This window comes from Acetobacter sp. ESL1128 (genome assembly GCF_058505085.1).
Window position 1 is genome coordinate 813,952 of the sequence record NZ_CP196369.1, and the last position, 26,015, is coordinate 839,966.

The following is a 26,015-nucleotide window of genomic DNA, read 5'->3' on the forward strand; positions in this document are numbered from 1 at the left end:
CAAAACAATCAGTTGGTTACGGGAACAGGGGCGGGCAGGGCGTCGCTACCGCGACTCAGCAGGGACCCGTTCGTATAACCGGAAGTTGCGCGGGCTTCCATATAACCCTCAGCTACGGGTGTTCTATGTGCGCGAACAGGGTGCCAGCTTGCTGCGGCCACAGGCAGGGGGTGGCGCACAGGCGTTATGTCATCACTGTTCTGGGCAAGGCGGCGTGGGGCCATGGCCTCCGCCCGGCTGGCAGCAGCCAGCGTTGCACGCCGGGAGGCTGAGGTATCCGCATCATCCGCGCTGGCTGTTGCAAGGTTCTGGTGCAGGCTGGGGCGGGGGGCATCAGCCACCTGCACGGGCTGGTGGCGGGGTGCCACCGCTACGCGGGCAATGGGGGCATCATGCTGCGTAACTGGCGGCGGCAGTGCTGCGGGTGCAACCAGAACATGCGGTGCCTGTGCCGGGCTTTCCATGGCAACAGTTACCGGGTGTGGGCGCACAGCGCGCACAGGCAGCGGACGCGGGGGCGTGGGGGCTGCATCGGCTACAGCCAGAGTGTGTTCACGCTCGGGCTGCGGCGGGGGCAGATGCGCCGTGGTGCTGCTGGCAACCGCCACGGGGGCTGCGGGCTGGGCTGCGGTTTTGCTGGCCTGTGCCACCTGTGCCACCTGTGCGGGTGTGCTGGCCTGCGCCACGGCCACGGGTTCGTGGACCACATTGGGCAGGTGCTGCACAAGGTCTGCCATCCGCACAAACTGGGCCGGGTCCATAGACTGGAGGTAAGCCGCGTGTTTGACAACAAGAGCCGCCAGTCGCTCCGGCTGGTTTTCCAGCGCCCATTCCGTGCGGAGCATGGCGGTCTGCCCGCGCACGTGTTCGGTTTCGCTGACAATGGCGGAAATCTGCTGGTCCAGCAGGGTTGTCTGGTGCTTCTTTGTATAAAGGAAGAACCCCGATGCAATCGCCAGAACAGCGCAGCAGCATGTAAATGGGCGGGGGATCATGCACTCAATCCTTTAGTCAAAGAAGCGGATGGAGAAGGACGTTTCATCATGGCGCGCAGGCGTGCGCTGCGGGCACGGGGGTTGGCCCGGCATTCGGCATCGCTTGGGCGAATGGCCTTGCTGGTCAGGCCCACAAAAGCAGCCGGGGCCGCCGGGGCGAGTGATGCACGCGGGTCATGGCGGGAAAAGCTGACATCCTTGCCCAGAGCGCGCTGCATGGCGCGCTTGACCAGACGATCTTCCAGCGAGTGGAAGGAGACAACAACAAGCCGTCCGCCGTCATTTAACAGGGTCAGGGCCTGTTCCAGACCACGTTCGATTTCGCCCAGTTCATCATTCACGGCAATCCGCAGGCCCTGAAAGCTGCGGGTTGCGGAGTCAATGCCCGAGCGGTCCTGCGGCACCACGCTCCGGATGACCTCGGCCAGTTGCAACGTGGTGTGGAGCGGGGTTTCCGCCCGCGCGGCCACAACGGCGCGGGCTACGCGGCGGGCGTGGCGTTCTTCCCCATAAAAATGGAAAATATCGGCCAGTTCCGCCTCGGGGGCGGTGTTGATGATGTCGGCTGCACTGCGGCCCTGTTTGGCCATGCGCATGTCCAGCGGTCCGTCAAACCGGAAGGAGAAGCCACGCTCGGCCTCATCAATCTGGAAGGAGGACACGCCAAGGTCCATAACAATGCCATCAAAACGGGGGGCATGGGCCTGCTCCGCCAGTTCGGCCATGTGGCCAAAACTGCCTGCCAGCATATGCAGGCGTGAGCGGCCTTCCACTTTTTCCATTTCGGCGCACAGCACCTGCCCACGGGCTATGGCGTCCGGGTCGCGGTCTATGGCCCACACGTTGCATTCCGCCGTGTTCAAAATGGCGCAGCTATAGCTGCCTCCGCCAAAGGTGCAGTCCAGAATGGCCTCACCACGGGTGGGAGCCAGATAATGCAGAACCTCATCAAGCATGACGGGTACATGCCCGCTGCTGGGGGGCTTGATGGCGGAGGGAAGTGGGAGCGCGTTCATGGCCTAGTCTTCCCTCTGGCTGGTCTGCGATGCCGCGGGAATGGTGACACGGCGGGACTTCTGGCGTGCTTCGGCCCGGCGCAGGCGCGCAGCCTCGGGTTCCCAGATCTGAAAGATGCGGCCAACCCCCATGAATGCGGCGGTAGAGACATCCTGCAACCCGGCATGTTCGCGCAGGAAGTCGGGCAGCATCAGGCGGCCTTCACGGTCAGGGTCCATGGGGTAGGCATCGGCGTAAATGGCGGCGGCAAGGTCGTCATGCTCGTCAGAGAACATGTCCAGCCGGTCCAGTGGCTCGGTCAGGCGGGCAAAGGCCACGGCTGGCCATGCCTCAATGCAGGGCAGCGTATGGGAGGGGCGGAGAATCACCAGCGCATCGCCTTCCTTTTGCTGTGACTTGAGAACGGAGCGGAACCCAGCAGGAATCGAGACGCGTCCTTTTGCGTCGAATCGATTTTCATGCGTGCCGAGGAACACACTCACGAAGTTCAGAAGTCCTTTTGAGCCAATGGTTTCTGTTCCTGGGAGGGGCGGGGAACATGGGACCGCAACCACTTTTATGGTCTGCCGTGGGATAGCATGGGATAGCATGGGACGCAAATTAAAAGCGAAGAAAAAACAGCAGAAAACCGCCGTTTATAAAGTATTCATACTTTGTTGGAGAGTCGCATGAATGTATTGATCGCGTAGAATCGAACCTGGGAAAGACATTATTTGTTCATGTTATGTTCTTTTGTAGTAAAAAGGGCATGCAAAAGCCCATGCGTGCCCAGCTTCATGCGCGGGAAAAGGGGGGGGGGTAAAAAATGCCAGACGGTCTGTAAGCCGGGTTCTGTCTAGCCCAAAAGGGCCTGGACGATCATTCCTCTGGGACATGTCTTGCAACATGCCTCACGCGACCAACCCGAACGACGGGGCGGGAGAACCCCCGAAACCCTAAGGTTTCTGCCGTTCCTATTCGGTCTTGCTCCCGGTGGGGTTTGCCGTGCCTCCCCTGTTACCAGCGGAGCGGTGCGCTCTTACCGCACCGTTTCACCCTTACCTTCAGCCCGTCCCATGGTTTCCCATGGCATGGAACCCGGAAGGCGGTCTGTTTTCTGTGGCACTTTCCCTAAGGTCACCCTCGCCGGTCGTTAACCGGCACCGTTCTTCCCGTGGAGCCCGGACTTTCCTCCATCATGCGCAAAAACGCATAACAGCGACCGTCCGACCGTCTGGCCCGCGCACCCTGCGTTGGCGGCTGGCGCAGGTCAAGGGCTTTGTGTTGGAAAAGCGCTCTTGGCAGGAACGGGCAAGAGCGCACATCATGCACATATGTCTGATTTTATGGTCCCCACCTCCGTTTCAACTCCGCTTCGGCCCAACCTGCCCTCTCGCGTGCTGCTTGGGCTGATCCGCTGGCAGGAGCGCCGTAAAAAACGCTTACCCAAAAAAGGGGCAGGGCAGGGCAATACTGCGCAGGGCAACAGTGCGCAGGGTCAGGGCGGGGTACAGGCACAGCCTGCGGCGGCACTGCCAGAGCAGCAGCATTTTCTAAAAATACTGCGCAAGGCAATGGATACGCCCTCTTTCCCCCAGCGTCTGTCTGCCCTGCCGCTGCGCAGGGTGGTGCGTGTGCAGGTGCCGGGGGCAACGGGGCCATTGGCAGCACGGCTTTATATTCCGCATGGGCGGGTGCGTGGGGCGGTGCTGTACCTGCATGGGGGTGGGTTTGTGCATTGCGGCCTTAACTCCCACCACGGCATATGCTGCCGCCTTGCGCGGGCATCGGGTGCGGCGGTGCTGCTGCCCGATTACGCACTGGCGCCCGAAAACCCTTTTCCCGCAGCGGTGGAGGATTCCCGTGCGGCACTGGTCTGGCTGGCGGGGGCCTCCGCCCGGCACTGGGGCGGACAGGTGGCAGTTGCGGGGGATAGCGCAGGGGGGAACATTGCCGCCGTACTGGCGCAGAATGGCCGGGCAGGCCTGTGCCCCAACCCGGCCCTGCAACTGCTGTATTACCCATCACTTTACGGGCGTAATAACCTGCCGTCGCAGTCTACATACGAGGAAGGGTATTTTCTCTCCCGCCGCTCCATGGAGTGGTATGCCGCCCAATACATCCAGCGGGAGGAGGACTGGACACACCCGCACTTTGTGCCCGGCCACACGGCTGATCTGGGCGGGCTGGCCCCGGCCGTTATTGTTACGGCAGCATGTGACCCCATGCGGGATGAAGGGCAGGCCTATGCCTCAGCCCTCAAACGGGCCGGGGTGCCGGTGCTGTACCGCTGCTACCCCGGAACCCTGCATGCGTTCCTTAATTTTTACGCGCTTATGCCCCACGGCAAGGCAGCACTCCGCCTTGGGGGGCGCGCCTTACGCAAGGCTTTTGCAGCCAGCGCGTAAGGCCCGGTGCTGGGGCGCAGGCTACGCTCTGCTCAGGGAATAGGGTGGAACTGGCCGGGGGAGCCTTGGTCGGAGAGGACAATCCGGTTCATGCGGTCCACCTTGAGTGTGAACAGCTTGGGCAGTTCACCCTTGGGGGCTGGGCATGTGCCGGTGCTTTTTTCCATCACGTCAATGCGTGACGCGGTGGGCTGGTCGTTGCCGTTGACAACAAACAGCAGGCAGTCTGGCCTGTCATGCGTCATGCCGTTCTGGGTGACCTTGAGCCGCAGATGCTGGACCAGAGCCGTATCATCGTACCAGCTCTGGGCCGAAAACGTGTACCGGTCCACCAGGCGTTCCAGTATGCCGCTTTTGGCCAGAACGATCATGAGCAGCGTAAGCGGCAGCACCAGTGCCAGCCTGCGCAGGACATGCTGGCGCAGCGTCCGCTGGGCAAAGGGGCCACGTTTGGGTTTGGGGGTAGGTGTGTTGGTGTCTGTCATGTCAGCATATCTTCGTGCCACAGGGCGCCATCGCGGGCCAGCAAGGAGCGGGTGGAGGCAGGACCCCAGCTTCCCGCCGGGTAGGGTTCCAGCGGGGTCATGGCGTGCCGCCATGAGTTGAGAATGGGTTCAATCCACTGCCAGGAGGCTTCAACCTCGTCCCGGCGGATGAACAGGGCGGGGTCCCCGCGTACGGCATCGAGCAGAAGGCGCTCGTACGAATCCTGATACGTGACCGAAAATGCGTTTTCGTAAGACATGCCCAGCGTGGCATTGCGCACGCGGAACCCACCTGCACCGGGGTCACGCACCGCCATGACAAACGAGAGTTCCTCATGCGGGGCAATGCGGATAACCAGCCGCCCCGGAGAGGGCATGTTGGTAAAGATCGGCCACACCTGCGGGCGGAACTGGATGACAATTTCGGTGGTTTTGGTGGCCAGCCGCTTGCCGGTCCGCAGGTAGAAGGGAGTATGCCCCCAGCGCGCGGTACGGATTTTGGTGCGGATGGCAACAAAGGTTTCCGTATTGCTGGCACGTCCGGTGCCCAGATCCTCGTTATAGCCGGGTACGTCCTGACGTTTGATCTCGCCTGCCACGTACTGCCCGCGAATAACGTTGCGGCGCACCATGTCCGGTGTCATGGGGCGCAGGGCGTTGAGCACTTTCAGCTTTTCGTTGCGCAGATCATCGGAGCCGAGGGAGGCTGGGGCATCCATGGCCACCATGCACAGGACCTGCAACAGGTGGTTTTGCACCATGTCACGCAGAGCGCCCGATTCATCGTAATAGGAACCACGGCTGCCCACCCCTACGGTTTCTGCCGCAGTAATCTGCACATGGGCTATGGCCTCGGACGACCACAGTTTTTCCAGCGCGGGGTTGGCAAAGCGCAGGGCCAGAATGTTCTGCACCCCTTCCTTACCCAGATAATGGTCAATCCGGTAAATGGATGCTTCGGGGAAGAACTGCCCCACCCCCTGATTGATGGCGCGTGCGGTTTCCAGATTAACGCCAATGGGTTTTTCCAGCACCACGCGGGAGTGCTGGTTAATCAGGTTATGCCGGGCCAGTGCCTCGCAGAGCGGGGAGTAGAGTGCTGGTGCGGTGGCCAGATAAAAAACACGGGGGCGGTCGTTAGCGCTTAGCAGGGTATCAAGCGTATGCCAGTCCCCACCGGGTTTGAGCGCATCGAGCGTAATATAGGTCAGCAGGCCCAGAAAATGGCGCAGGGTCTGTTCGTCCTGTGCGGTTTCGGGGGCGAACTCGCGCAGGGCGGCCTCGGTCTGCTCACGGAACTGCTCCGTGTTCAGTTCCGTGCGGGCAATGCAGATGATCTGCGCATCGTCACTGAACTCCTGCGCATGGAAGCGGCGCAAAAAGGCAGGGAGCAGCTTGCGGCGCGACAGGTCGCCCGTTGCGCCAAAAATAACAAAGTCAAAAGGTCCCGTGTGATTGACCAGAGCCATGGAAAAAACATTCCCGCAAGGGTGGTGGGCAGGGCCGCCGTCAATAAAGGCGTTTGCAGGCGCTGTTACGCCACAGCGCACAAAGGCTGCTCCGCTTATGGAAGGCTCAGGACGTGTTTGCAAGGGTTAGAATGGTGTGTGATCATTGACCCCGTGCACACAGCACGATAAGCCCGCGCCTTTGGCAAGCAGCAGGATACGGGTTTTTGGTCTTCCGTATTCCTGCGCCTGAGATACGATGCGCAACTAAAGGGAGCCGAACATGGATGGCGAACAAGAAGACGCAGCAGTAGGCGGCATTGCCGCAGACCGTCTGAGAAGCATTATCGAACGGGTTGAACGGCTCGAAGAAGAGCGCAAGGCGCTGGCAGGCGACATAAAGGACATTTTTACCGAGGCCAAATCCGCCGGGTTTGATGTCAAGGTCATTCGCCAGATTATCCGCCAGCGCAAACAGGAACCTTCGGAAGTGGAAGAGCAGGAAACCCTGCTGGACATCTACCGCCGTGCGCTGGGCATGTAAGATCATCCACGCAGGCGCAACACAGGGTCGGGGCGGCTTTTGATGATGACATTGTCTTTTCCCGAATGGGTACCGCTATGGGGCCAGTTGCTGGTTCTGGCGGTGGGCATTGTGTTCGGGCTTGCGTTCATGATGATGCCTTTTGCCGTTTTTGGCGTCAAAGGCAGGCTGGCTGAACTCTCCCTCCAGTTGGAGGAACTTCAGGCAGAACTGCGCGCGCGCGCCATGCAGGGCAACAGGGTGCCGGAAGGGTATGCGGGGCATGGGGCGGAACCCCCACTCCCCTTTACCCGCCGCGCAGAGAGCGAGAGCCGGCCCGTGGTGGAGGAAGTGCGCCCCCCCGCGGTGGAAAAACCAGCCACCCCACGGGGTGTGCCCGTTTTTGCGGAACTGCGCGCACCAAGGGTGTCCGACGCCTACGAGGCCCGGCAGGAAGCTCCTCCGGCGCCTTCCATGGAATCCGACCCCTACAAGTCTGCTCCGGTCAGGCGCATGCCCTGGCATGAGGAGGAAGACGAACAGCCGGCAAAAAGTGCCGAGGCACAGCGCCGGCAAAAAGCGCCGGATGCCAACCAGGAAGCCTACCGCCCCGATTTCTCGCGTGAAGGGGGGCAACCCCGTTCTGGCACAACGAGTGGGCGGTACGATGATTATATGGGCCGGGCCGAGCCCGTGCTGCATTTTCCCTCCCGCAACAAACCTTAACATCGGGTGTTGCGGGGGTTAGCCCCGTGGTGGCTTTGGGGCTGCTGTGTCAGACCATCACAAGGTCATCACGGTGGATGATCTCATCACGCCCCTGCCAGCCCAGAATACTGGCGGTCTCGCTTGAATGGTGCCCGGCTATGCGGCGTGCATCGTCCGCATCATAGGCGGCAAGGCCGTGGGCCAGTATGCGCCCGCTGGCATCCACCACCTCCACCAGATCACCCTGCGTAAAGCTGCCCTGTACGTGCAGAACGCCCGCAGGGAGCAGGGACCCACCTTTGCGCAGGGCTTCGGCAGCCCCCGCATCCACTTTAATTTCCCCCGTGGGGTTCAGGCTGCCGGCAATCCACTGCTTGCGGCCCGTATGCCCGTTGCTCTGGGGCAGGAACCATGAGCAGCGCGCGCCATCCATAAGAGCCTGAAGCGGGTGCATGGTTTTGCCAATGGCAATGGCCATGGCGCAGCCCGAGCGTGTGGCAATGTTGGCCGCCAGCAGCTTGGTGCGCATGCCGCCCGAGGAGTAGCCCGGTGGCGGTTCCCCCCCCATGGCCTCGATTTCGGGTGTCAGGGCCTCAATAACCGGCAGGTGCTGCGCGTTGGGGTTGGTGCGTGGGTCGGCTGTGTATAGCCCATCAATATCGGAGAGCAGCACAAGCTGGTCCGCATCGGTCATCTGCGCTACGCGGGCGGCCAGCCGGTCGTTATCCCCAAAGCGGATCTCGGCTGTGGCAATGGTGTCGTTCTCGTTAATCACCGGCACACACCCCAGTTCCAGCAGGGTATTCAAGGTGGCGCGGGCGTTCAGGTAGCGCTTGCGGTCTTCTGTATCTTCGGGGGTTAGCAGCAGTTGGGCGGCTGTCAGCCCGTGGGCGGAAAGGGCGTGGCTCCATGCCTGGGCAAGGCTGATCTGGCCTACGGCTGCTGCGGCCTGTTTTTCTGCCAGCCGCAGTGGCCCACCTGCAAGCCCCAGCGTATGCCGTGCCAGTGCTATGGCCCCGGAGGACACAACACTCACCGCCACGCCCTGTTTGCGCAAAACCGCTATATCTGCGGCAACGCTAGCCAGCCACTCCTGCCGTGGAGCGGCTTTTTGTGGGTCCACAACCAGAGCACTGCCGATTTTGATAACCAGCCGTTTTGCATGCAGGAGTGAAGGGCGGGGGCTGTCTGTGGTCATGGGCTCATCCGTTGGGGGACAAGGCCCCCTCCAGCTATGGCATTGCGGGTTGGTGGGTCAGGACTGGTCCTGCGCGTCCTTGCGGGAGGCCGTTACTTTATCCTGCAACAGGCGCAACAGTTCCGGCACACCCTGCCGTGTTGCCGCGGAGATCAGCAGCACAGGAGCACCACTGGCTTTTTGCAGTGCCGCCCGGCGGGCAGATGCCTCACGCGGGGTCATGGCGTCTGTCTTGTTCAGGGCAATAATTTCCGGCTTTTCTGCCAGACCGCCCCCATAGGCCGCCAGTTCGTGGCGGATGGTGCGCCATGTGTCCACCACGTTGCCTGCGGCACCATCAATCAGGTGCAACAGCACGGCGCAGCGTTCCACATGGCCCAGAAAACGGTCGCCCAGCCCCGTGCCTTCATGGGCCCCTTCGATCAGCCCCGGAATGTCCGCCACCACAAATTCTTCGGTCATGGACAGGCGCACAACGCCCAGCTGGGGGTGCAGGGTGGTAAAGGGGTAGTCGGCAATTTTTGGGCGCGCTGCGGAGACAACGGACAGGAAGGTGGATTTGCCAGCATTGGGCAGGCCTACAAGCCCGACATCCGCAATCAGTTTAAGGCGCAGCCATACCCAGCGCTCTTCGCCCGGCCAGCCCTTGTCCGAGCGGCGGGGAGCGCGGTTGGTGCTGCTTTTGTAGTTGGCATTGCCAAACCCGCCATCCCCCCCACGGCACAGGGTCACGCGCTTGCCGGCTTCGTCCAGATCGGCCAGCAGGGTTTCGCGGTCATCATCCATGATCTGGGTGCCAATAGGCACCTTGATGACAACGGCGGGGGAGGCCGCACCCGTGCGGTCCGAGCCAGCACCATTGCCACCCTTGCGGGCACGGAAATGCTGGGTGTACCGAAAATCAATCAGCGTGTTCAGGTTGGGCACGGCTTCGAATATGATGTCCCCACCACGGCCGCCATTGCCGCCATCGGGGCCACCGAATTCGATGTATTTTTCCCGACGGAAGGCTGTCACACCATCTCCACCGTCGCCTGAGCGAACGTAGATTTTAGCCTGATCTAGAAACTTCATGACATACCTTCCGGCCCGGAACACGAAAAAGGGCCGAACCTTCCGGCCCGGCCCTGTTTTGCGTTCCAGCTACGCTAAAACGTAGGCTGGAAAAACCCAGCCTGCTTATTCGGCTGCGAGGGGCAGCGCATCAACAGAAACGTGGACGCGGCCTTCTGCACGGCGTTCAAAACGCACATTGCCGGGAACCAGAGCAAACAGCGTGTGGTCGCGGCCAACGCCGACGTTCACGCCAGCCTTTACCTTTGTGCCACGCTGGCGAATGATGATGTTGCCAGCAAGAACCTGCTCGCCACCAAACTTTTTTACACCAAGGCGGCGTCCGGCGCTATCGCGCCCGTTACGGGATGAACCGCCAGCTTTTTTTTGTGCCATGACCTAAGTCCTCCGTGGTCTAACCGGCCTGTTGTTTCCCCAAAGGGAAATCAGGCGGCGTTAATTTCCTGAATGCGCAGAACGGTAACCGGCTGACGGTGGCCGTTTTTGCGGCGGCTGTTCTGCCGACGGCGCTTCTTGAAGATGATGACCTTCTTGAGGCGGTCCTGAGCGATAACGGTAGCCGTTACCTTTGCGCCAGCAACTGTGGGAGCGCCAATGGTCGTGCCGCTCTCGCCACCAACGGCCAGAACGTCATCAAAGGTGATGGTGGAGCCGGCTTCGACTTCCAGCTTTTCAACCTTCAGCACCATGTTGGGCTCAACCCGGTACTGTTTGCCGCCAGTGCGGATAACTGCGAACATAAACTGTCTCTCTTTCCGATCTCTTGACCCTCGCGGCACCTTGGGCACAGGCGAAAAATCAGCTCGCTTTTTATTCTTTGGCCGCGACTTTGCACGGCATGCTTCCATCTGCGTGGATTAGCGGGGCTTTTACTGGCAGACTCGCCGCCACGTCAATCAATAACTTGCGCTTTGGCGTAATTTTGGCGGTGAACCGGGGGTATGGCCCTGTTACGCCCCTTTGGGGTGGAAAAGTCTGGCACCAAGCCGCCTGACCTCACGCCATGCCTGCAAACCAATACCGTAGGCGGAGAGGTCCGTATATTTTGCATCAATCAGTGTAACGGGGCCAACGCCGGCCAGCGTATGCATGCCTTCTGTGTAAGGAGCAAAACTGTCGCTCTGGCCGATGGCGGCCCCGGCGTGGGTTACAACCCGGTCGGGGGTCAGGGTGTCAAAGGTCAGGGGGCGGATTGCCCCACCATATGTATGCGTGCAGTCCTGCACCGGGAGCACCAGCTTGCCGTTGTGCACGCAGGGTGTGCCGCCGGGGCGGGTGCTTGCATTGTCCAGCCGGACAGGGTTTGCGTGGTGGCGCTGCCACGGGCCAAGCAGGCTGGGGGCATATGCCAGATGCAACGCCCCTATGGCTGCGCCGCGGCTGGTGGCGGGCATATAAAACAGCCACCACAGACCATCATGAAAAAAGGGTGTGGCGTCTATGGCAATGTCATCACCCAGATCAATTACCGTGGCTTCCTCCCACTGATCGGGGAAGTGCTTACAACGGTAAAGGGTTAGTTTGCCCGAGCGAAAAGCCTCGGGCAGCATCCATGTATGGCCATCGGCTTCAAAAACATATGGGTAGGAGAGGTGCCACGGAGTCTGCAACACCTTGCGCTGCTCCAGCAGATGCAGGGATTTATCGTAGATCAGGACATCTATGGAGCCTACGCGTACGCGGTAGTCATAGTCCTCGACAAACACGTAAAGCCTGTCATCGCGCCACAGGCCAAACGGGTCTGCACGAAAGCAGAACCGGCGCATGGGAGGGGTCCAGACAACGGGCAGCCCTTCAAGCGTGCCCTGTGCCAGAATATGCTGGAGCGGGCTGTTTACAATGCCCACACGCCAGATGTCTTTGCGCAATCCCATGGTCAAGAAAATCCCTGTTTTGTGCAGCCGGACTGAGGGGAGGCGGGGTTACACCCTGTGTCTCAAATCATTCTTGAAAAGCCATATCCCCACAAAGCGGGAGAGCAGAACCCCGGCGCTGGACAGTACGGTGGCAATGCAGGCACCGTAAAGTCCCATCTGGCTGGTAAAAATGTATAAAACCGGAAAATACAGTACCGTAATAACGGTGCGGTTAAGGGTTAAAAAGCGCACGCGGTTCATAACGGTCAATAACGGGTCTAGCGGTACAAGAAGCAGGTTGCAGGCAGTGGCAACCAGCATCATGGAAATATAAAGGGATGAGTTTTCAATTGTTTCATGAAACATAAAGGAAAATATTTTCCCGCCGGAAAAAAATGAAAGAACAATAAGCGCGGAAGACAGCAGCAATAGAGCTGAAAACATGATGAAGGTCAGCTTTTTTAAGCCGCGCCAGTTGTTCTGATCCCGCATTTTAATCAGCTCCGGGTAAAGCACCGGGGTCAGCAGTTGTGCCGGCGTGGCTATGCCATCGGCAATCTGCCGCGATACCCGGAAAATAGCCGCATCCGCCGGGCCAAGATGGCCACCAATAATAAGCGTTGCAATCTGCCCCGAGACAGAGCCGAGTGTCTGGTTCAGGGTCACATTGCGTGTGAAATCCCACATTCCCGGCAGCTTCCATTTGCGGTTGTGGAAGGCATGTGCGTAGATTTTAAAAATATTCATTTTAATGGAGGAAAGTGCGAAGCACACGGAGCCAGCATAATCAATAACCCGCGTAAGCCCCCAGATCAGCAGGAAGTAACCCAGAGTATAGTGGAGCTTGTAGCCAACAAATGTTGCGGATGTCTGAAATGTTGAGCACAGAAAATCTATGATCGGGGCAACGTGAAATTTGCCAGACAGGCGCAATATGCCATTGGACCACCCGGTGTACATAAACGGACTGCAAAAAGCATAAAGCAGGGCTAGCGTTATAATATGCTGGGGCCAACTGGCGAGGGTGCCATAAATCAGAACCAGCACAATGCCTAAGCTTAGGGCAATTGCAGCGGATAGCGTGTCCAGGCGTATGGAAAACCCGATAACCTGCTTGATAAGGGGGGTGTCCTTGCGGGCGAATGCCTCGCTCCCAAAGTGGATGAGCGTCTGCCATGATTGCATGCGTGAAACCATGGAGGCGGCGGAAGCTAGGGAATGAATGAGAATGAGCAGGCCAAAGTCCGCCAACCCCAGAGTGCGCACGGCAAGGGAAATGTAGATAAAGCTGCAAAGCGCATTGCCAATGCGTCCTGCGGTCAAAAAACCTACATTGCGGAATATGCTGTTAAAGAGTGATTTATCGCTGGCCATGAGGGTGTCGAACACAAACTTGCGGATTTGTCCATGACCTGAACCCCCGATGTCTGGGAATGATCCCGGCCATGCTCCGTATGGACAATAAAAGCCATTATTCCGCCAGCCTTTAATGCTCCCACAGGCAGAGTGTGCTCAGGTCGGGGCCAGATAATGCATGATGGCTTCGGCCCCACGTTGCGAAGCACCAAGCAGGGGGGCGCAGAAGGCGTCCTGGAAAAACTTTTCCTGCGCAGGGCGGTACAGGGCGTGGCGCTTTGCAGCATTGGCTATGGTGGGCATGAGGTCGTGCAGGTTTTCTACGACGTCGCCCAAGGTCCAGTACACAAAGTGCGGGTCATTCTTCCATGCGATTTTGTTGGGGTTTAAAAAAACGCAGGGGCGGGGAATGGCAAGGAATTCGTAAATCTGGCTGCTGACATCCCCAATATAAAGGGCAGCCTGGGACGTGTATGTCATGTCCAGCATTGCAGGTGAGCCGGTATCAACCAGAATACCCGGCCCTTCCTGCCGTTTTAAGGCGCGCGCCTTAAACCCGAAACCCTTGTGAAACATTTTGATATGGGGGGCCACCACCAGATTATACCCCTCGGGTTTGTCCAGTTGTGCCCGAAATCCCTTGATAAGCGGCATCATCCATCTGGAGGCAGATGTCAGGGATCGCTGGCAATGGGGGTTGTAAAGGGCAAAGGGATGGCCGTTGGCAAAATGAATCGGCTTTTCGTGGCGCATGGCGGCAAAAACATCGAACTTCGGATAGCCGATAATTTTGCTGGCATGGTTTTGCAGCAGCCCATGGCTTTTGAAAAAAATTTCTTCCTTGGGGCCGGACAGTAAGGTCAGGTCAAACTGGTCTATCAGGTTCTGGTCTTTTACGTAACGCCCTGCGGCCCCATGCATGAGTAGAATGAGCTTTGGTTTATTCAGCCCCATCTGCTTTAAAATGCCGGCTGAATACTCTGTTGCAATGACCGCATCATACGTATTCAGCTCGTCAACATTTTCTTTCAGAACAAGGGTACGTTCCTGATCAAGGCGTCTGGCGCGCTTGAGTGCCTTTGCCCTCCATGATTTGGGAAAGGGCTTAAGGGGCAGGTCTGGTAAATCGAGCGAACGCCTGATGCGTTGCAGATGTAATGGTGTGTCGGGGAAGCTGTAATACTCAGTTACCTGATTACCCGGTATTGCCGCCAGCGCGCTCGCCACGGTTGCCGTGTGGTAGCATTGGTATGGCTCGGCAATGTAGATAAAGGCAATTTTCACGACTAGTCTTTCTGGTCAGATTTACAGAGTGCTGAAATTTCAGGTTCTAAAATAGACAGGGTTTTATGGCATAAGAATGCAATCTTCAGGGCAGGATCAGGCCGTTGTGGTTTTTATGTTATGGGCCACAATCTGCTCAACGCGGGCCAGAATGTCCCGGCCGATCCGGTCAAAATGCTGCGCGCCAAAACGGGCCAGTACTGTAGCGCGGGCATGTTGGCCCATATCCGCCAGATGCTGGGGCTGTTTGAGCAGGTCTTCCAGCGCACTGGCAAGGGCCGCACTATCCTGCGGTGGCACAATGCGGCCGGTTTGCGGGGTAATGGAAGACGGGATTTCCCCCGCGTTGGAAGCAACAACCGGCAGGGATGCCAGCATGGCCTCATGCGCGGCCAGACAGAAACCTTCCCACAGGGAGGGTTGGACATAAAGGTGCAGCCGGGACAGAAAAACCGATGGGTCTTTAATATGGCCAAGGATCTGTATGGGGAGCTGGCCTTTGGCAATCAGCGCCTCAAGGTGGGGGCGTTCTTCCCCTTCACCACCGATCAGGACTTCAAAAGGGGGGAGGTCAGGGCAGTTTTGCAGCAGGGCAATGGCCGCGCACAGCGTGTCATACCCCTTGACCGGATGCAGTCTGCCTAGTGTGCCAATGCGTACAGGCGTGCCCGGTTGCCAGGGGGATGCGGTAGGAACATCGGGGTCCGCCCTGAAGATGGGCCATTCCACAAGCCTGTCGGGTGTAACACCCAGCGTGCGGCGTGTCTGTTCTGCCACACAGGAGGAATCGGCCACCCACAGGGCGCTTCTGTTTTTAAAGCGGCGTAACAGGGCCGCGTTCAGGGGTTTGAGGCGGGCGGAATGCTGCCAGCTTACAACGGGAATATGCTGCCATTGTCCAACCATCTGCCCCAGCAATGTGGCCCGGCTGAGCGATGTCCAGATCACATCGGGTTTATAGGCGCGCATTTGCTTGTGCAGCCAGCGCAGGGCAGGGAGGTGGTCCTTGCGTGTGCCGGGGCGGATATGGAGTGTAAGCCCGGCATTTTCCAGCGGTTCAATCGCCAGACCGTTGCGTCGGGTCAGGGCAAAAACCTCAACATGGTGCCCGGCGTCCCGCATGACCTTTGTAATGGCCGGAACGGGTAGCGCCGCGCCACCGCTTTCCACGGAGTTTATAATATATGCGATTTTCATCGGCGCGATTTTTGCACGGATCAGACCAATAGGCGAGGGACAAGCACGCTGGGCATGCTTGCAGGAGCAGGGAGGGACTTAGACCTTTTTTTGCAAAAAGCGCATAATGGCATCCGCCGCTCCGGGGGATGTCGGGCTTTTGTCCTGATGTTCAAAGGTTTCAGCAACATAAGCGCGCTGCCTGCCTTCAAACTCATCCTGACGGGTAAAGGCAACGGAAAGTGCGTGGCCCAGTTCATCGGGGGTGTCGATGACCTGCCCCAGTGTCCAGAACCGGTAGTCCTTGTTGTTCTGCCAGTGCGCGTGATGCGCATTGAGGAAAATGCATGGTCTGGGCCGGATCAGGAACTCGGCAACCTGACTGCTGACATCCCCCAGATAAAGGTCCGCCGCCATGGTGTAGGTCATGTCTATGCTGCGGGTGCTGCCGGTATCGATCAGGATATTGGGGTATTTGGCAAAGCGCTTGACCAGTGCTTCGGCCTGTTTTTTGTGGCCGTTGAACAGGCGGTAATGCGGTGCGCAGATCAGGTTATAATGATCCTGATTGGCAAAGTAGTTCAGGATTGTCTCGCCAAACTGGTACCATGATGTCAGCCCGCGTGAAAAATGCGGGTTGTACAACACAACGGGTTTGTCGTTATCAAACAGCCTGGCCTGCTGCTTGTGCAGACGCTCCACAATGTCGAACTTGGCATAGGTGCCCATGTGGTATTCGCCGGGGGTTATAAGGCCCCGTTCAAGCAGCCTCTGTTCCACTTTTTTGCCCGAAAGAAGCACAAAGTCGAACTGCTTGATGTCATCAGCAAATCCGATGGCCCGGTCGCCTGCACCGTGGCGGGTCCAGATGTAAAGGGGTTTGGTCACGCCCATGCGCTTGAGGTAGAGCGATGTCCGCTCCGGCACCACAATGGCCTGAAACTGATTGAAGTAATGGCGGCTGAAAAACAGGGAAGCCAGCCGCTCGAGCGGGCCGTGGCCATTACGCTCGACCAGCCTGCCAAGCCATGCGGGAATGGGGAGCAGGTCGTAGATGACCTTTGCCGCCGGGTAGAGCCGGCCGAGCGAGCGGGCGTAATCCAGATGGTTCTGGGTTGGGCAGGCCACATGCACTTCCGCATTGGGGTGGCGGGCTGCCATTTCAAAGGCGATGGGGAGAGAGTGGAGCGTCTGGTGCGGCTGGGCAATCAGCAGGAAAACCACTTTCAGCGTTTTAAGGGCGCTTTGTGGCGGTGTCTGTAGTGCCGACACGCCATGAGGACCGCGCCCCAGACTCTGAAGGTGTTTCTGCTGGTCTGTCATATCGAAAAAAAATGGCTGCACAGGCACATAGGTCAAGCTACGGCTCTTTCCTCTTGGGAAGCGGGCACCATAACCCGGCTACCACAAATACACCTCAATTCTATTCAGCGTTTGGTAAGGACATGTATAGTGCACGCTGACTTGCACCAGATAGCGCACAGCGTCAAGACGCAAACACATGCGGTAAGGGTCTGAACATACACATAAACCCTCACTTAATATGGATGTTTGACACATATCTTGACCAGCCTGCGCGCAGGGTATGCCAGAGCAGCCATAATATGGCCAATGGCGGCAGGGATGCGCTCGCGGTTGGTTCGGCCACAAGCCTTGGGGATATGGTGCAGGAAGCCAGTACATGTTCCTGCGGATAGCACTTGCGTATTTGTGCCAGCACACCTATAACGCACCCCCACGGAGAGGTGCCAGAGCGGTCGAATGGGGCGGTCTCGAAAACCGTTGTGCGAGCAATCGTACCGAGGGTTCGAATCCCTCCCTCTCCGCCATTCCTTATTCTTATAAAAATATACTGGGTATCAAACAGCCTGTTCCTTTTGGCTGTTGAGTTGGCACCCGTTCGGACATGAGCCGCTATTGGTGCAGTGTACTGGATGCCTGTGCCATCACCCCCATATAGGGGCTGCGCTCTGCCCGATATGTTGTGGTTTTCCATGTTTATAAAACAGGAAAACGTATGAATATATCATGCGTATTCCGGAAATAATTTTTATTCCCGCTTAAGGTGATGCGTACATATTAATTTTGTTTTTATATCAATAAAATTTTTTCTAACAGATTTTTGAATAAAAAATTCCTAGCTTCAGGCCAATCCCAACCACAATCCATCGAGAACTGGGAACGCATGAATGCTCTCGTCATAACCGCATTGAAACGGCCCTATACTTTTGTGGTCCTTTCTCTGCTCATTCTCGCATTTGGCGTCATGTCCGTACTGCGTGCGCCAACCGACGTGTTTCCCAACATCAAGCTGCCTGTTGTGTCTGTTGTGTGGACATATGGCGGCATGCTGCCAGAGGAGTTTGCCGGACGCATAACCTATAATTACGAACTGGCCGTGACCTCCACCGTGGAGGGCATAGAACACATGGAGAGCAGTTCGTATTACGGTCGCAGTATCGTCAATATCTACTTCCAGCCCGGAACGGATATTGGTGAGGCGGAAGCCGAAGTTACGGCTATTTCCCAGACTGTTATCAAACAGCTGCCAGACAATATTCCCGCCCCCATGGTCATGCGGCTGGATGCATCCTCAGTGCCGGTTCTGGCCTTGCAGGTCACATCGGACAAGCAGACCCCCTCAGACCTGTTCAAGATCGCAATGACGCGCATCCGCCCCATTCTTGTTACCGTGCCGGGCTCGGTTCTGCCGCAGGCTTACGGGGGGATGGACAGCTTTATTATGGTTGCGCTCAACCAGACGCAGCTTCAGGCGCACCATCTTTCCGCCATGGACGTGCAGAACGCCCTGCGCAAGCAGAACATTGTTCTACCCGCCGGGGATCAGAAAATAGACCGCACGGACTGGATGGTTCAGACCAACGCCACCCCGCGCTCCATGCAGGAACTGGGGGATATTCCCGTCAAGCGCGTGGGCAATTCGGTCATTTATGTGCATGACGTTGCCAACGTTTACCGTGGCGGCCACCCGCAGACCAACCTTGTGCTGGTAAAAGGCAAACAGGGTGTTGAGGTCATTGTCATGAAAAGTGGTGATGCCTCAACGCTGGATGTCGTTTCCAGAACCAAGGAGCTGTTGCCGCGTATCCAGCAGCTTGTGCCGCCGGATGTGCATATTTCGGTCCTGAGTGATGCATCGGTTTTTGTGAAGGACGCCATCCGTGACGTCGTGCGCGAAATGCTGACAGCCGCAGTGCTGACTGGTCTGGTTGTGCTGCTGTTCCTTGGCTCGTGGCGCTCCACCATTATTATCGCCACGTCCATTCCCCTGTGCATTCTGGCCGCCATTATCTGCCTGCTATGGGCTGGCCAGACCATTAACGTGATGACACTGGGTGGCCTTGCTCTGGCGGTGGGTATTCTGGTGGACGATGCGACCGTCATGATCGAGAATATCGATACCCATCTGGAAATGGGCAAGGATCTGGAAACAGCGATTATCGATGCTGCCAACCAGATCGTTATTCCCACGCTGGTTGCCACCTTGTGCATCTGCATTGTGTGGACCCCGCTGTTCCGCCTGAGTGGTGTTGCAGGGTGGCTGTTCATGCCCATGGCCGAAGCCATTGTTTTTGCCATGCTGGCATCGTTCATTCTGTCGCGCACACTGGTGCCGACCATGGCCAAATATCTGCTGGCAGGGCAGGTGCATCCCGGTTTGCACGGGGATGAGCATGAAGCTCTGCCCAAAGGTGTTTTTGGCCGGTTCCAGAACAGGTTTGAACATGCTTTCCATGCCTTCAAGCTCCGTTACGGGCGGGTGCTGGAACGTGTGGTAACCCGGCGTCACAGGTTTGTGGCTGTGTTTTTGGGTGTGTCTGTTCTCTCCCTCGCCCTGTTTGCGGTGGTGGGGCAGGACTTCTTCCCCGAGGTTAAATCCGGTGCATTGCAGATGCACATGCGCGTGCCCCTTGGTACCCGGATTGAAACCACAGGGCGCATAGCCAGTCTGGTGGATGACCGTATCGAGCAGCTTCTGCCCGGTCAGGTGGAAGGGGTTATCAACAACTGCGGTCTGCCGGAAGGTCCGCATAATCAGGCGTTTATTCCAACACCCACAATTGGCACGCAGGATTGCGATCTGAGCATCACGCTCAAGAACGAGCTTTCTCCCGTATGGGATGAGCGCGCTCTGCTGCGGCGTGAGCTTTCGGCCAGTTTTCCCGGCACGGTCTTTACATTCCAGCCTGCGGACCTGACGGAAAAAATCCTTAACTTTGGCTCCCCCGCCCCGGTTGATATTCAGGTATCAGGCCCGAATATCCGGGATAACTACCGCTATGCCCGCCTGCTGGTGAACCGCCTGCGGCACATACCCGGCGCGGTGGATACGACAATCCAGCAGACCATGGCCACGCCAACGCTGTTTGTGCAGGGGAACCGCACATTTGGTCAGGCCACGGGCATGACCGAAGGGGATATTGCCAGTAACGAACTCATGACTCTCTCGGGCAGTCAGACAGTCGACCCACAATACTGGCTTGATCCCAAAACCGGCATTACCTTCCCGCTCAATGTCTATGTCTCCCAGGACCAGCTCACACATTACAACAACCTGCTGACCATTCCGGTGGATAAGGGGGACAACGACCCCGAAGGCAAGGATATGCAGCTGCTGGGTAGCATCAGCACCATCACGCCCATCGGCACGCCGGGGCAGGTGTCTCATTATAACTCTATGCCTGATATAGATATTTACGTTTCCACCGAGTTTACCGACCTCGGCTCCGTTCTAAGTCAGGTCAAGCAGGAAATCGCTGCAACACAAAGCGATCTGCCACGCGGTGTGGCGGTGGACATCCGCGGGCAGGCCACCACCATGCATAGCGCTTATGTGGAGCTTATTGCCGGTCTCGTTGTATCGGTCCTGCTGATTTACATGCTGATTGTGATCAACTTCCAGTCTTGGATTGATCCTTTCATTATCATCTCGGCATTGCCGGGGGCTCTGGCGGGTATTGCGTGGAGCCTGTTCCTGACCCATACGCGCCTTTCCGTGCCTGCGCTAACAGGTGCGATCATGTGCATGGGAACAGCCACGGCTAATTCCATTCTGGTCGTGTCCTTTGCCAAAGAGCGCTTTGCCATGCACCGCAGTGCCGCGACCGCAGCAATTGAAGCCGGTATTGGCCGTATCCGCCCGGTTATTATGACAGCTTCGGCCATGATCATCGGCATGGTGCCAATGGCCATCAGTAATTCCCAGAATGCGCCACTCGGTAAGGCGGTTATTGGCGGGCTGGTGGTGGCTACGGTTTCCACCCTGCTTTTTGTCCCCTGTGTTTATGCAATTTTCCACCATCGTCCGGCCCGGCCATCCAGCACGGATGCCGCTAACCAGCAGGAGACTGTCTGATGTTTGTTGCTAGCAAAGGCAGAATTGTCATTATTTTCTTCGCGGCTGTCATGATGGCGGATATTGCGTATCTGCTGGTCCAGCGCGCCCATAATACCGTGCGCATCCAGCAGGATGCCGCCTATGACCGGGTGCCCGATGTTGCGCTGGTCAAGCCCACACCCGCACCACCAACAGTGACCATGTCCTTACCGGGTACAATCAGCGCATGGTACGAAGCGCCCATGTATGCGCAGGTCTCTGGCTATGTAAAAATGTGGTACCGCGATTACGGCGCAGTCGTTAAAAAGGGTGATCTGCTGGCCGAAATCAATACGCCCCGGCTGGATGCGGAATACGCACAGGCGCAGGCGGACCTGAAGGTCGCGCAGACCAAATACGGCCTTGCTGCCATAACCGCCACCCGCTGGCGGTCCATGGGCCAGTCGCAGGCTGTATCTGGCCAGTCTGTTTCCGTGCAGAACGCCAATGAACAGTCCGCCAAGGCAGAGCTGGAAGCCGCTGAACACAAGGTGGCCCAGTATCAGGCCATGATCCACTTCAAGAGCATTGAAGCACCGTTTGATGGCGTGGTTATCGCGCGTAACATCAACGTGGGGGATTATGTGGGGGCCGGGAGCGGCAGCATGAATGCAAACGGCACAGCCAGCGAGTTGTTTACCGTGGCGGACACCCATGCCATGCGCCTGTTTGTATCCGTGCCGGAAACATTTTCCTCCATCCTCCAGCCCGGACTGGTGGCAAAGGTGTCCGTTCCACAGTTCCCCAATGCCGTGTTCGAAGCAAAGTTCCTGACAATTGCTAAAGGTTTTGACCCCAACACCCGTACGGTCATTACGGAGTTTTCCATCGACAATGCGGAACAAAAACTATGGCCGGGCAGTTTTGCTTCCGTCACCCTGACCGCTCCGGCCCGCAAGGGGGTTTATACCATTCCCACTGGCGCACTGGTGTTTCAGGAACACGGTATGCAGGTTGCCACGGTCAATGCGCAGCAGATTACGCATTACCAGAACATAACCGTGGGGCGCATGTCGGATGCCTATACGGAGGTCAGTGCAGGTCTTGCCCCCGATGACCGGATTATCAACAACCCGCCCGCCGATCTGATGGAGGGGGGCAAGGTCAGGCCCGTGGAGCCGGAGCAGGGCTACCTCAGCACACCCAACGCAACGGCGGAAACAAAGGGGGATGATGACGAATGAAACATATATCTGCATATTTTCGTCCCCTGCCTGTGCGCACTCTGGCGGCGCGGGCGGGCCTGCTGCTCTCCCTGAGTGCGCTGAGCGCGTGTGATCTGGCTCCCCGTTATGCGCCGCCACATTATGTTGTGCCGGCCTCCTGGCACGGGCAGGGGCCTTTTAAGGATGCGGCCCCCAGCACCGTGGCGCTGAAACCAGACTGGTGGACCCTGTTTGATGATACCGTGCTTAACGGGCTTGAGCAGGAAGCACTGGCCAACAATGCTGACCTTCAGGCTGCTGCGGAGCGTTTTTCGCAATCCCGCGCTATTGTTATGGAAGCGCGCTCCGACCTTTTGCCGCATTTTGGCATGGCGTTTGGCTCAAGCGACAACAAAAGCTCGGCAGACAGGCTGTTCCGCTACAAAGGCCCGATTACTGCAACGGATGAGTTCTATTCCGGCCTTGCAAGCTGGGAGCCGGATATCTGGTCTGGTATTCGTAACCGGGTCAGGGTGCAGAAATACTATGCGCAGGAACAGGCGGCAGACTATGCCGCCGCACGGCTCAGCTTGCAGGCGGAACTGGCAACGGATTATTTTGCCCTGCGGGGGCTGGATGCCCAGCACGCCATTTATACCCAGTCCATTGCCTATTATCAGCAGGCGTTACACGTTACCCAGACACGGCTGGATAACCAGAATGCCACCGGTATTGATGTCGCCCGCGCGCAGAACCAGCTGTACATGACACAGGCCCGCCTGCTGGACGTGCAGGCCCAGCGGGACGTGCTGGAACACGGTATTGCCGTGCTGGTCAATGAGCAGCCATCCACTTTTCATATCCAGCCGGTGGATGATCTGAGCAATGCAGAACCTAATGTTCCTGCGGGTCTGCCGTCTGACCTGCTGGAACGCAGGCCCGATATTGCTGCGTCGGAAAGACGTATGGCACAGGCAAACCGGGCTATTGGTATTGCCCGTGCGGCGTTTTATCCACATGTGTTTTTTAGCGCCAATGGCGGGTTTGATTCCAATGGCTTCAACCTGGCCAATCTGGCCAATAGCATGTGGTCTTATGGGGCGTCTGTTTCCATGCCTCTGTTTGAGGGCGGGTTGCGCCGTGCCCAGTTGCAGCATTCCTGGTCCGTCTACCGTGAAACGCTGGATCATTACCGCATGACCGTGCTCTCCGCCTTTGCAGATGTAGAGAACGGGTTTTCCATGACCAACCGACTGCGGGCAGAAACCGAACGTTTGGGGCAGGCGGTAGGGACGGCGGAAAAAGCCCAGACCCTGACAATGACTTTGTATAAAGGTGGTGCTGACAATTACCTTGATGCGTTGATTGCTCAGGTCAACACGCTGGATGCACGGATTGACCGGGTGCAGGTTCAGGCCCGCGCCTTGCAAAGCACAGTCGGGCTGATCCGCGCTTTGGGTGGGGGCTGGCGGCAGAAAGACCTCCCTACGCCAGATGCCACGATGACATTTGGTGTCATGCAGTATTCAGGCCTGCAAACACCATCGGATACGCTTCAGCAGCTTAATAAATACTAAGGACTTTTCTTTCTGGAACTTGTAGGAATTTTTCATAAGTTTTTGAAAACAAGACCATGCGGCTGTTTATGTGGCGTCTGGTCATAAAAGCGCATGATGGGGACACGCGCAGGCATGAGAGTATAGGTGGGTGATCCTTGCTCTCATGCTTATTCTGCCGCTGTCTTTTGTTGCCAGAGCATCGAAGGGCAGGGGGCAGGCTCTCTTAACTTTTTTGGGCAAGCCCTGCAGGTTTTGTGCGTAAAAGCCGCAGGGCGTTCAGGGTGACAAGAACAGTGGCGCCGGTATCGGCCATAATGGCCAGCCACAGGCCCGTCATGCCAATAATGGTTGTTACCAGAAAAACCCCCTTCAACCCGAGTGCGATGGATACATTCTGCCGGATATTGCCCATGGTGGAACGGGCAAGGCGAATAAGGGCCGGAATGTCCGTAATACAGTTGCGCAGTATGGCGGCGTCCGCAGTTTCCAACGCGACATCTGTTCCCGATCCTATGGCAACACCAACGGTTGCCTGTTTAAGGGCTGGGGCATCGTTAATACCGTCCCCCACCATCATAACCGGGCCATGTGCTGCCAGTTCGCGGATGGTCTGCTGTTTCTGTTCCGGTAGCAGTTCGGCTTCGTAATCCACATGCAGCAGGGCTGCAATGGCTGCAGCTGTGCGTTGGTTATCCCCTGTCAGGATAAGGGGTGTAACCCCAAGGTTGCGGAGCTGCCGTATTGTTTCCTGCGCATCCTGCCGTGGCTCATCCCGCAATCCGATCAGTGCCAGAGCCGTGCTGGTATAAAGGACAACAACCGTTTTGCCTTCACTTTCCATGGCAGTAGCCTGTGCTGCGGCTGTGCTGGACAATGCGCCATCCTGCATTGCATGCCGGGGGCTGGCGATTGTTATGATCTGCCCATCAAACACGGCAGACACACCCTTGCCCGCAATGGCGCGGCTATCCTGCACAGCAGGCAGCGCCATGCCTGCCGCCTTGCGTAAAATGGCCTGAGCCAGCGGGTGGTTGGAGGCTTTTTCCACTGCTGCGGCAAGAGCAAGAACTTCGGCCGTGGAGTGCTGATCCAGGCAGAGAATATCTGTTACCTCGGGCTGGCCCATGGTCAGGGTGCCTGTTTTATCCAGTGCAACCGTTTTGATCGCCGCCGTGGCTTCAATAACGGCACCACCCTTCATAAGCAGGCCATGCCGTGCCCCAGCGCATAGAGCCGATGCAATGGCGGCAGGGACCGAGATAACCAGAGCGCACGGGCACCCAATAAGCAGCAGGGACAGGCCACGATAGACCCAGACCGACCACGCCTGCCCAAAAAACAGGGGCGGGATAGCCACAACCAGCGCGGATAGACCCACAATGGCGGGCATGTACCAACGGCTGAAGCGGTCAATGAACCGCTGTGTTGGTGCGCGTGAGTCTTCCGCCTGCTCAACCAGCCGGATAATCCGGGCAATGGTATTGTCTGCTGCGGCACGCGTTACCTGTACACGCAGGGCTGTTTCGTTATTAATTGCCCCTGCAAATACCGGGTCGCCCGGCCCACGCGTTACGGGCATGCTCTCACCCGTTACGGGGCTTTCATCCACACCGCCGGTGCCTGAAATAATTTTGCCATCGGCAGGAATACGGTCCCCCGGCCGCACAATAACAACATCGCCGGGTACGAGTTCCGTTGCCGCGACGTCTTCCATCATGTCATTTTTTTCGCGCAGGGCCGTTTTGGGTACCAGCGTGCTTAATGCCCGAATGCCATCGCGCGCATGGCTTACGGCAACGCCTTCAAGCAGTTCGCCCACGGCAAACAGAAAGACAACCAGAGCCGCTTCCTGCGCTGCGCCAATAAACAGCGCACCTGTTGCGGCAATGGTCATCAGTGCTTCAATGGAAAAAGGCTGCCCTGCACGGATGGCGGCAAAAGCCCGTAAGGCAATGGGTATAAGGCCCGCAAGGCACGCCACAATAAAAGGCCAGTTCCCGGAAGCTGGCAGCAGAAGTGCCAGCCCCCATGCTACCACAAGCAAGGTTGCGGTGAGCAGAACCAGATGCCCTTTTCCCGTTCGGTACCAAGGGGCATCGGTTTGCGTGGTGTGCTCGTCAGCCCCCGTGTGCGGGTTAGGTGCGCTGCCTGCCTGTGCAATGGCTTCAATACCGTAGCCAAGGCTTTTTACACGGTTTTCAACATCTGTCGGGGGAGTGGCATGTGCCGTTGCCATAACCCTGAGTTTTCGGGACATGACAGATATTTCAACCGCTTCAATGCCGGGTAGCTGGGCTACGGCTCCTTTTATTTTTGCAGCGCAGGATGGGCAGTCCATCCCTGTTACGAGCCATTCTTGTGTATCCGGCATTTTATCCTCCTGTCCCGACGCGAGAGAATGAGATA

Annotated in this window: 21 protein-coding genes, 1 tRNA gene and 1 other RNA gene; 7 read left to right on the forward strand and 16 right to left on the reverse strand. The window is 57.8% G+C overall.

Annotated features, from left to right (window positions below):
- Window positions 1-8: 8 nt before the first annotated feature.
- The 4 genes from ftsL to rnpB form a co-directional block, all read right to left on the reverse strand.
- The gene (ftsL, locus tag ACSYTG_RS03795; RefSeq protein WP_489783064.1) at window positions 9-995 is read right to left on the reverse strand and encodes a cell division protein FtsL; all 987 of its coding nucleotides are present in this window, start codon (window positions 993-995) and stop codon (window positions 9-11) included.
- A complete protein-coding gene (rsmH, locus tag ACSYTG_RS03800; protein ID WP_095349212.1) occupies window positions 992-2,011 on the reverse strand; it encodes a 16S rRNA (cytosine(1402)-N(4))-methyltransferase RsmH in 1,020 nt (339 codons plus the stop codon). The genes ftsL and rsmH overlap by 4 nt, the downstream gene beginning before the upstream one ends.
- Before the next feature lie 3 nt (window positions 2,012-2,014).
- Window positions 2,015-2,494, reverse strand: coding sequence for a division/cell wall cluster transcriptional repressor MraZ (gene mraZ / locus ACSYTG_RS03805; RefSeq protein WP_086645696.1), 480 nt, complete (start codon window positions 2,492-2,494; stop codon window positions 2,015-2,017).
- A gap of 322 nt (window positions 2,495-2,816) precedes the next feature.
- An RNA gene (gene rnpB, locus ACSYTG_RS03810) (RNase P RNA component class A) lies at window positions 2,817-3,229 on the reverse strand.
- A 96-nt stretch (window positions 3,230-3,325) separates the two neighbouring features.
- Here rnpB and ACSYTG_RS03815 point away from each other — a divergent pair.
- Complete coding sequence (locus ACSYTG_RS03815; protein ID WP_489783063.1) at window positions 3,326-4,399, forward strand: alpha/beta hydrolase; 1,074 nt, start codon at window positions 3,326-3,328, stop codon at window positions 4,397-4,399.
- Window positions 4,400-4,431: 32 nt separating this feature from the next.
- Here ACSYTG_RS03815 and ACSYTG_RS03820 read toward each other — a convergent pair whose 3' ends face one another.
- The gene (locus ACSYTG_RS03820) at window positions 4,432-4,884 is read right to left on the reverse strand and encodes a hypothetical protein (RefSeq protein ID WP_095349210.1); all 453 of its coding nucleotides are present in this window, start codon (window positions 4,882-4,884) and stop codon (window positions 4,432-4,434) included.
- Window positions 4,881-6,353, reverse strand: coding sequence for a glucose-6-phosphate dehydrogenase (zwf, locus tag ACSYTG_RS03825; protein ID WP_489783115.1), 1,473 nt, complete (start codon window positions 6,351-6,353; stop codon window positions 4,881-4,883). The genes ACSYTG_RS03820 and zwf overlap by 4 nt, the downstream gene beginning before the upstream one ends.
- A gap of 262 nt (window positions 6,354-6,615) precedes the next feature.
- Here zwf and ACSYTG_RS03830 point away from each other — a divergent pair, with 262 nt between their 5' ends.
- Both ACSYTG_RS03830 and ACSYTG_RS03835 read left to right on the forward strand, forming a co-directional pair.
- Window positions 6,616-6,876 carry a DUF2312 domain-containing protein gene (locus ACSYTG_RS03830; RefSeq protein ID WP_086645576.1) on the forward strand — a complete coding sequence of 87 codons (261 nt, stop codon included), beginning with the start codon at window positions 6,616-6,618 and terminating at the stop codon, window positions 6,874-6,876.
- A gap of 42 nt (window positions 6,877-6,918) precedes the next feature.
- Window positions 6,919-7,581, forward strand: coding sequence for a hypothetical protein (locus ACSYTG_RS03835; RefSeq protein WP_489783062.1), 663 nt, complete (start codon window positions 6,919-6,921; stop codon window positions 7,579-7,581).
- 49 nt (window positions 7,582-7,630) lie between these two features.
- Here ACSYTG_RS03835 and proB read toward each other — a convergent pair whose 3' ends face one another.
- From proB to ACSYTG_RS03880, 9 genes are all read right to left on the reverse strand, one after another.
- On the reverse strand, window positions 7,631-8,761 hold the full coding sequence (gene proB, locus ACSYTG_RS03840; protein ID WP_489783061.1) for a glutamate 5-kinase: 1,131 nt from the start codon (window positions 8,759-8,761) through the stop codon (window positions 7,631-7,633).
- 57 nt (window positions 8,762-8,818) lie between these two features.
- Entirely contained in the window at window positions 8,819-9,835 is a 1,017-nt protein-coding gene (obgE, locus tag ACSYTG_RS03845; RefSeq protein WP_086645573.1) for a GTPase ObgE, read from the reverse strand.
- A 105-nt stretch (window positions 9,836-9,940) separates the two neighbouring features.
- Window positions 9,941-10,210 carry a 50S ribosomal protein L27 gene (gene rpmA / locus ACSYTG_RS03850; protein WP_048854263.1) on the reverse strand — a complete coding sequence of 90 codons (270 nt, stop codon included), beginning with the start codon at window positions 10,208-10,210 and terminating at the stop codon, window positions 9,941-9,943.
- Window positions 10,211-10,260: 50 nt separating this feature from the next.
- Window positions 10,261-10,575: a 50S ribosomal protein L21 gene (gene rplU, locus ACSYTG_RS03855; RefSeq protein WP_025826492.1), complete on the reverse strand. Its 315-nt coding sequence runs from the start codon at window positions 10,573-10,575 to the stop codon at window positions 10,261-10,263.
- A gap of 210 nt (window positions 10,576-10,785) precedes the next feature.
- Complete coding sequence (locus ACSYTG_RS03860; protein WP_489783060.1) at window positions 10,786-11,709, reverse strand: glucosamine inositolphosphorylceramide transferase family protein; 924 nt, start codon at window positions 11,707-11,709, stop codon at window positions 10,786-10,788.
- Window positions 11,710-11,757: 48 nt separating this feature from the next.
- Window positions 11,758-13,080, reverse strand: a complete 1,323-nt coding sequence (locus tag ACSYTG_RS03865) for a lipopolysaccharide biosynthesis protein (protein WP_489783059.1) — start codon at window positions 13,078-13,080, stop codon at window positions 11,758-11,760.
- A gap of 123 nt (window positions 13,081-13,203) precedes the next feature.
- Window positions 13,204-14,331: a CDP-glycerol glycerophosphotransferase family protein gene (locus ACSYTG_RS03870; RefSeq protein WP_489783057.1), complete on the reverse strand. Its 1,128-nt coding sequence runs from the start codon at window positions 14,329-14,331 to the stop codon at window positions 13,204-13,206.
- A gap of 96 nt (window positions 14,332-14,427) precedes the next feature.
- Window positions 14,428-15,528 (reverse strand): glycosyltransferase, encoded by a 1,101-nt coding sequence (locus ACSYTG_RS03875; RefSeq protein ID WP_489783055.1) that lies wholly within the window; start codon window positions 15,526-15,528, stop codon window positions 14,428-14,430.
- A gap of 78 nt (window positions 15,529-15,606) precedes the next feature.
- Window positions 15,607-16,737: a CDP-glycerol glycerophosphotransferase family protein gene (locus ACSYTG_RS03880; protein ID WP_086645695.1), complete on the reverse strand. Its 1,131-nt coding sequence runs from the start codon at window positions 16,735-16,737 to the stop codon at window positions 15,607-15,609.
- Window positions 16,738-17,246: 509 nt separating this feature from the next.
- Between ACSYTG_RS03880 and ACSYTG_RS03885 the strand changes: the two genes are divergently transcribed.
- The 4 genes from ACSYTG_RS03885 (at window position 17,247) to ACSYTG_RS03900 (ending at window position 23,627) form a co-directional block, all read left to right on the forward strand.
- Window positions 17,247-17,336, forward strand: a tRNA-Ser gene (locus ACSYTG_RS03885).
- Between the two features lie 356 nt (window positions 17,337-17,692).
- Complete coding sequence (locus ACSYTG_RS03890) at window positions 17,693-20,884, forward strand: efflux RND transporter permease subunit (protein WP_489783054.1); 3,192 nt, start codon at window positions 17,693-17,695, stop codon at window positions 20,882-20,884.
- Window positions 20,884-22,089: an efflux RND transporter periplasmic adaptor subunit gene (locus ACSYTG_RS03895; RefSeq protein ID WP_086645567.1), complete on the forward strand. Its 1,206-nt coding sequence runs from the start codon at window positions 20,884-20,886 to the stop codon at window positions 22,087-22,089. Before ACSYTG_RS03890 ends, ACSYTG_RS03895 begins: the two co-directional genes overlap by 1 nt.
- A complete protein-coding gene (locus ACSYTG_RS03900) occupies window positions 22,086-23,627 on the forward strand; it encodes an efflux transporter outer membrane subunit (protein ID WP_095350223.1) in 1,542 nt (513 codons plus the stop codon). The genes ACSYTG_RS03895 and ACSYTG_RS03900 overlap by 4 nt, the downstream gene beginning before the upstream one ends.
- Window positions 23,628-23,832: 205 nt before the next feature.
- Here ACSYTG_RS03900 and ACSYTG_RS03905 read toward each other — a convergent pair whose 3' ends face one another.
- Window positions 23,833-25,980, reverse strand: coding sequence for a heavy metal translocating P-type ATPase (locus tag ACSYTG_RS03905; RefSeq protein ID WP_489783053.1), 2,148 nt, complete (start codon window positions 25,978-25,980; stop codon window positions 23,833-23,835).
- Between the last annotated feature and the right edge of the window lie 35 nt (window positions 25,981-26,015).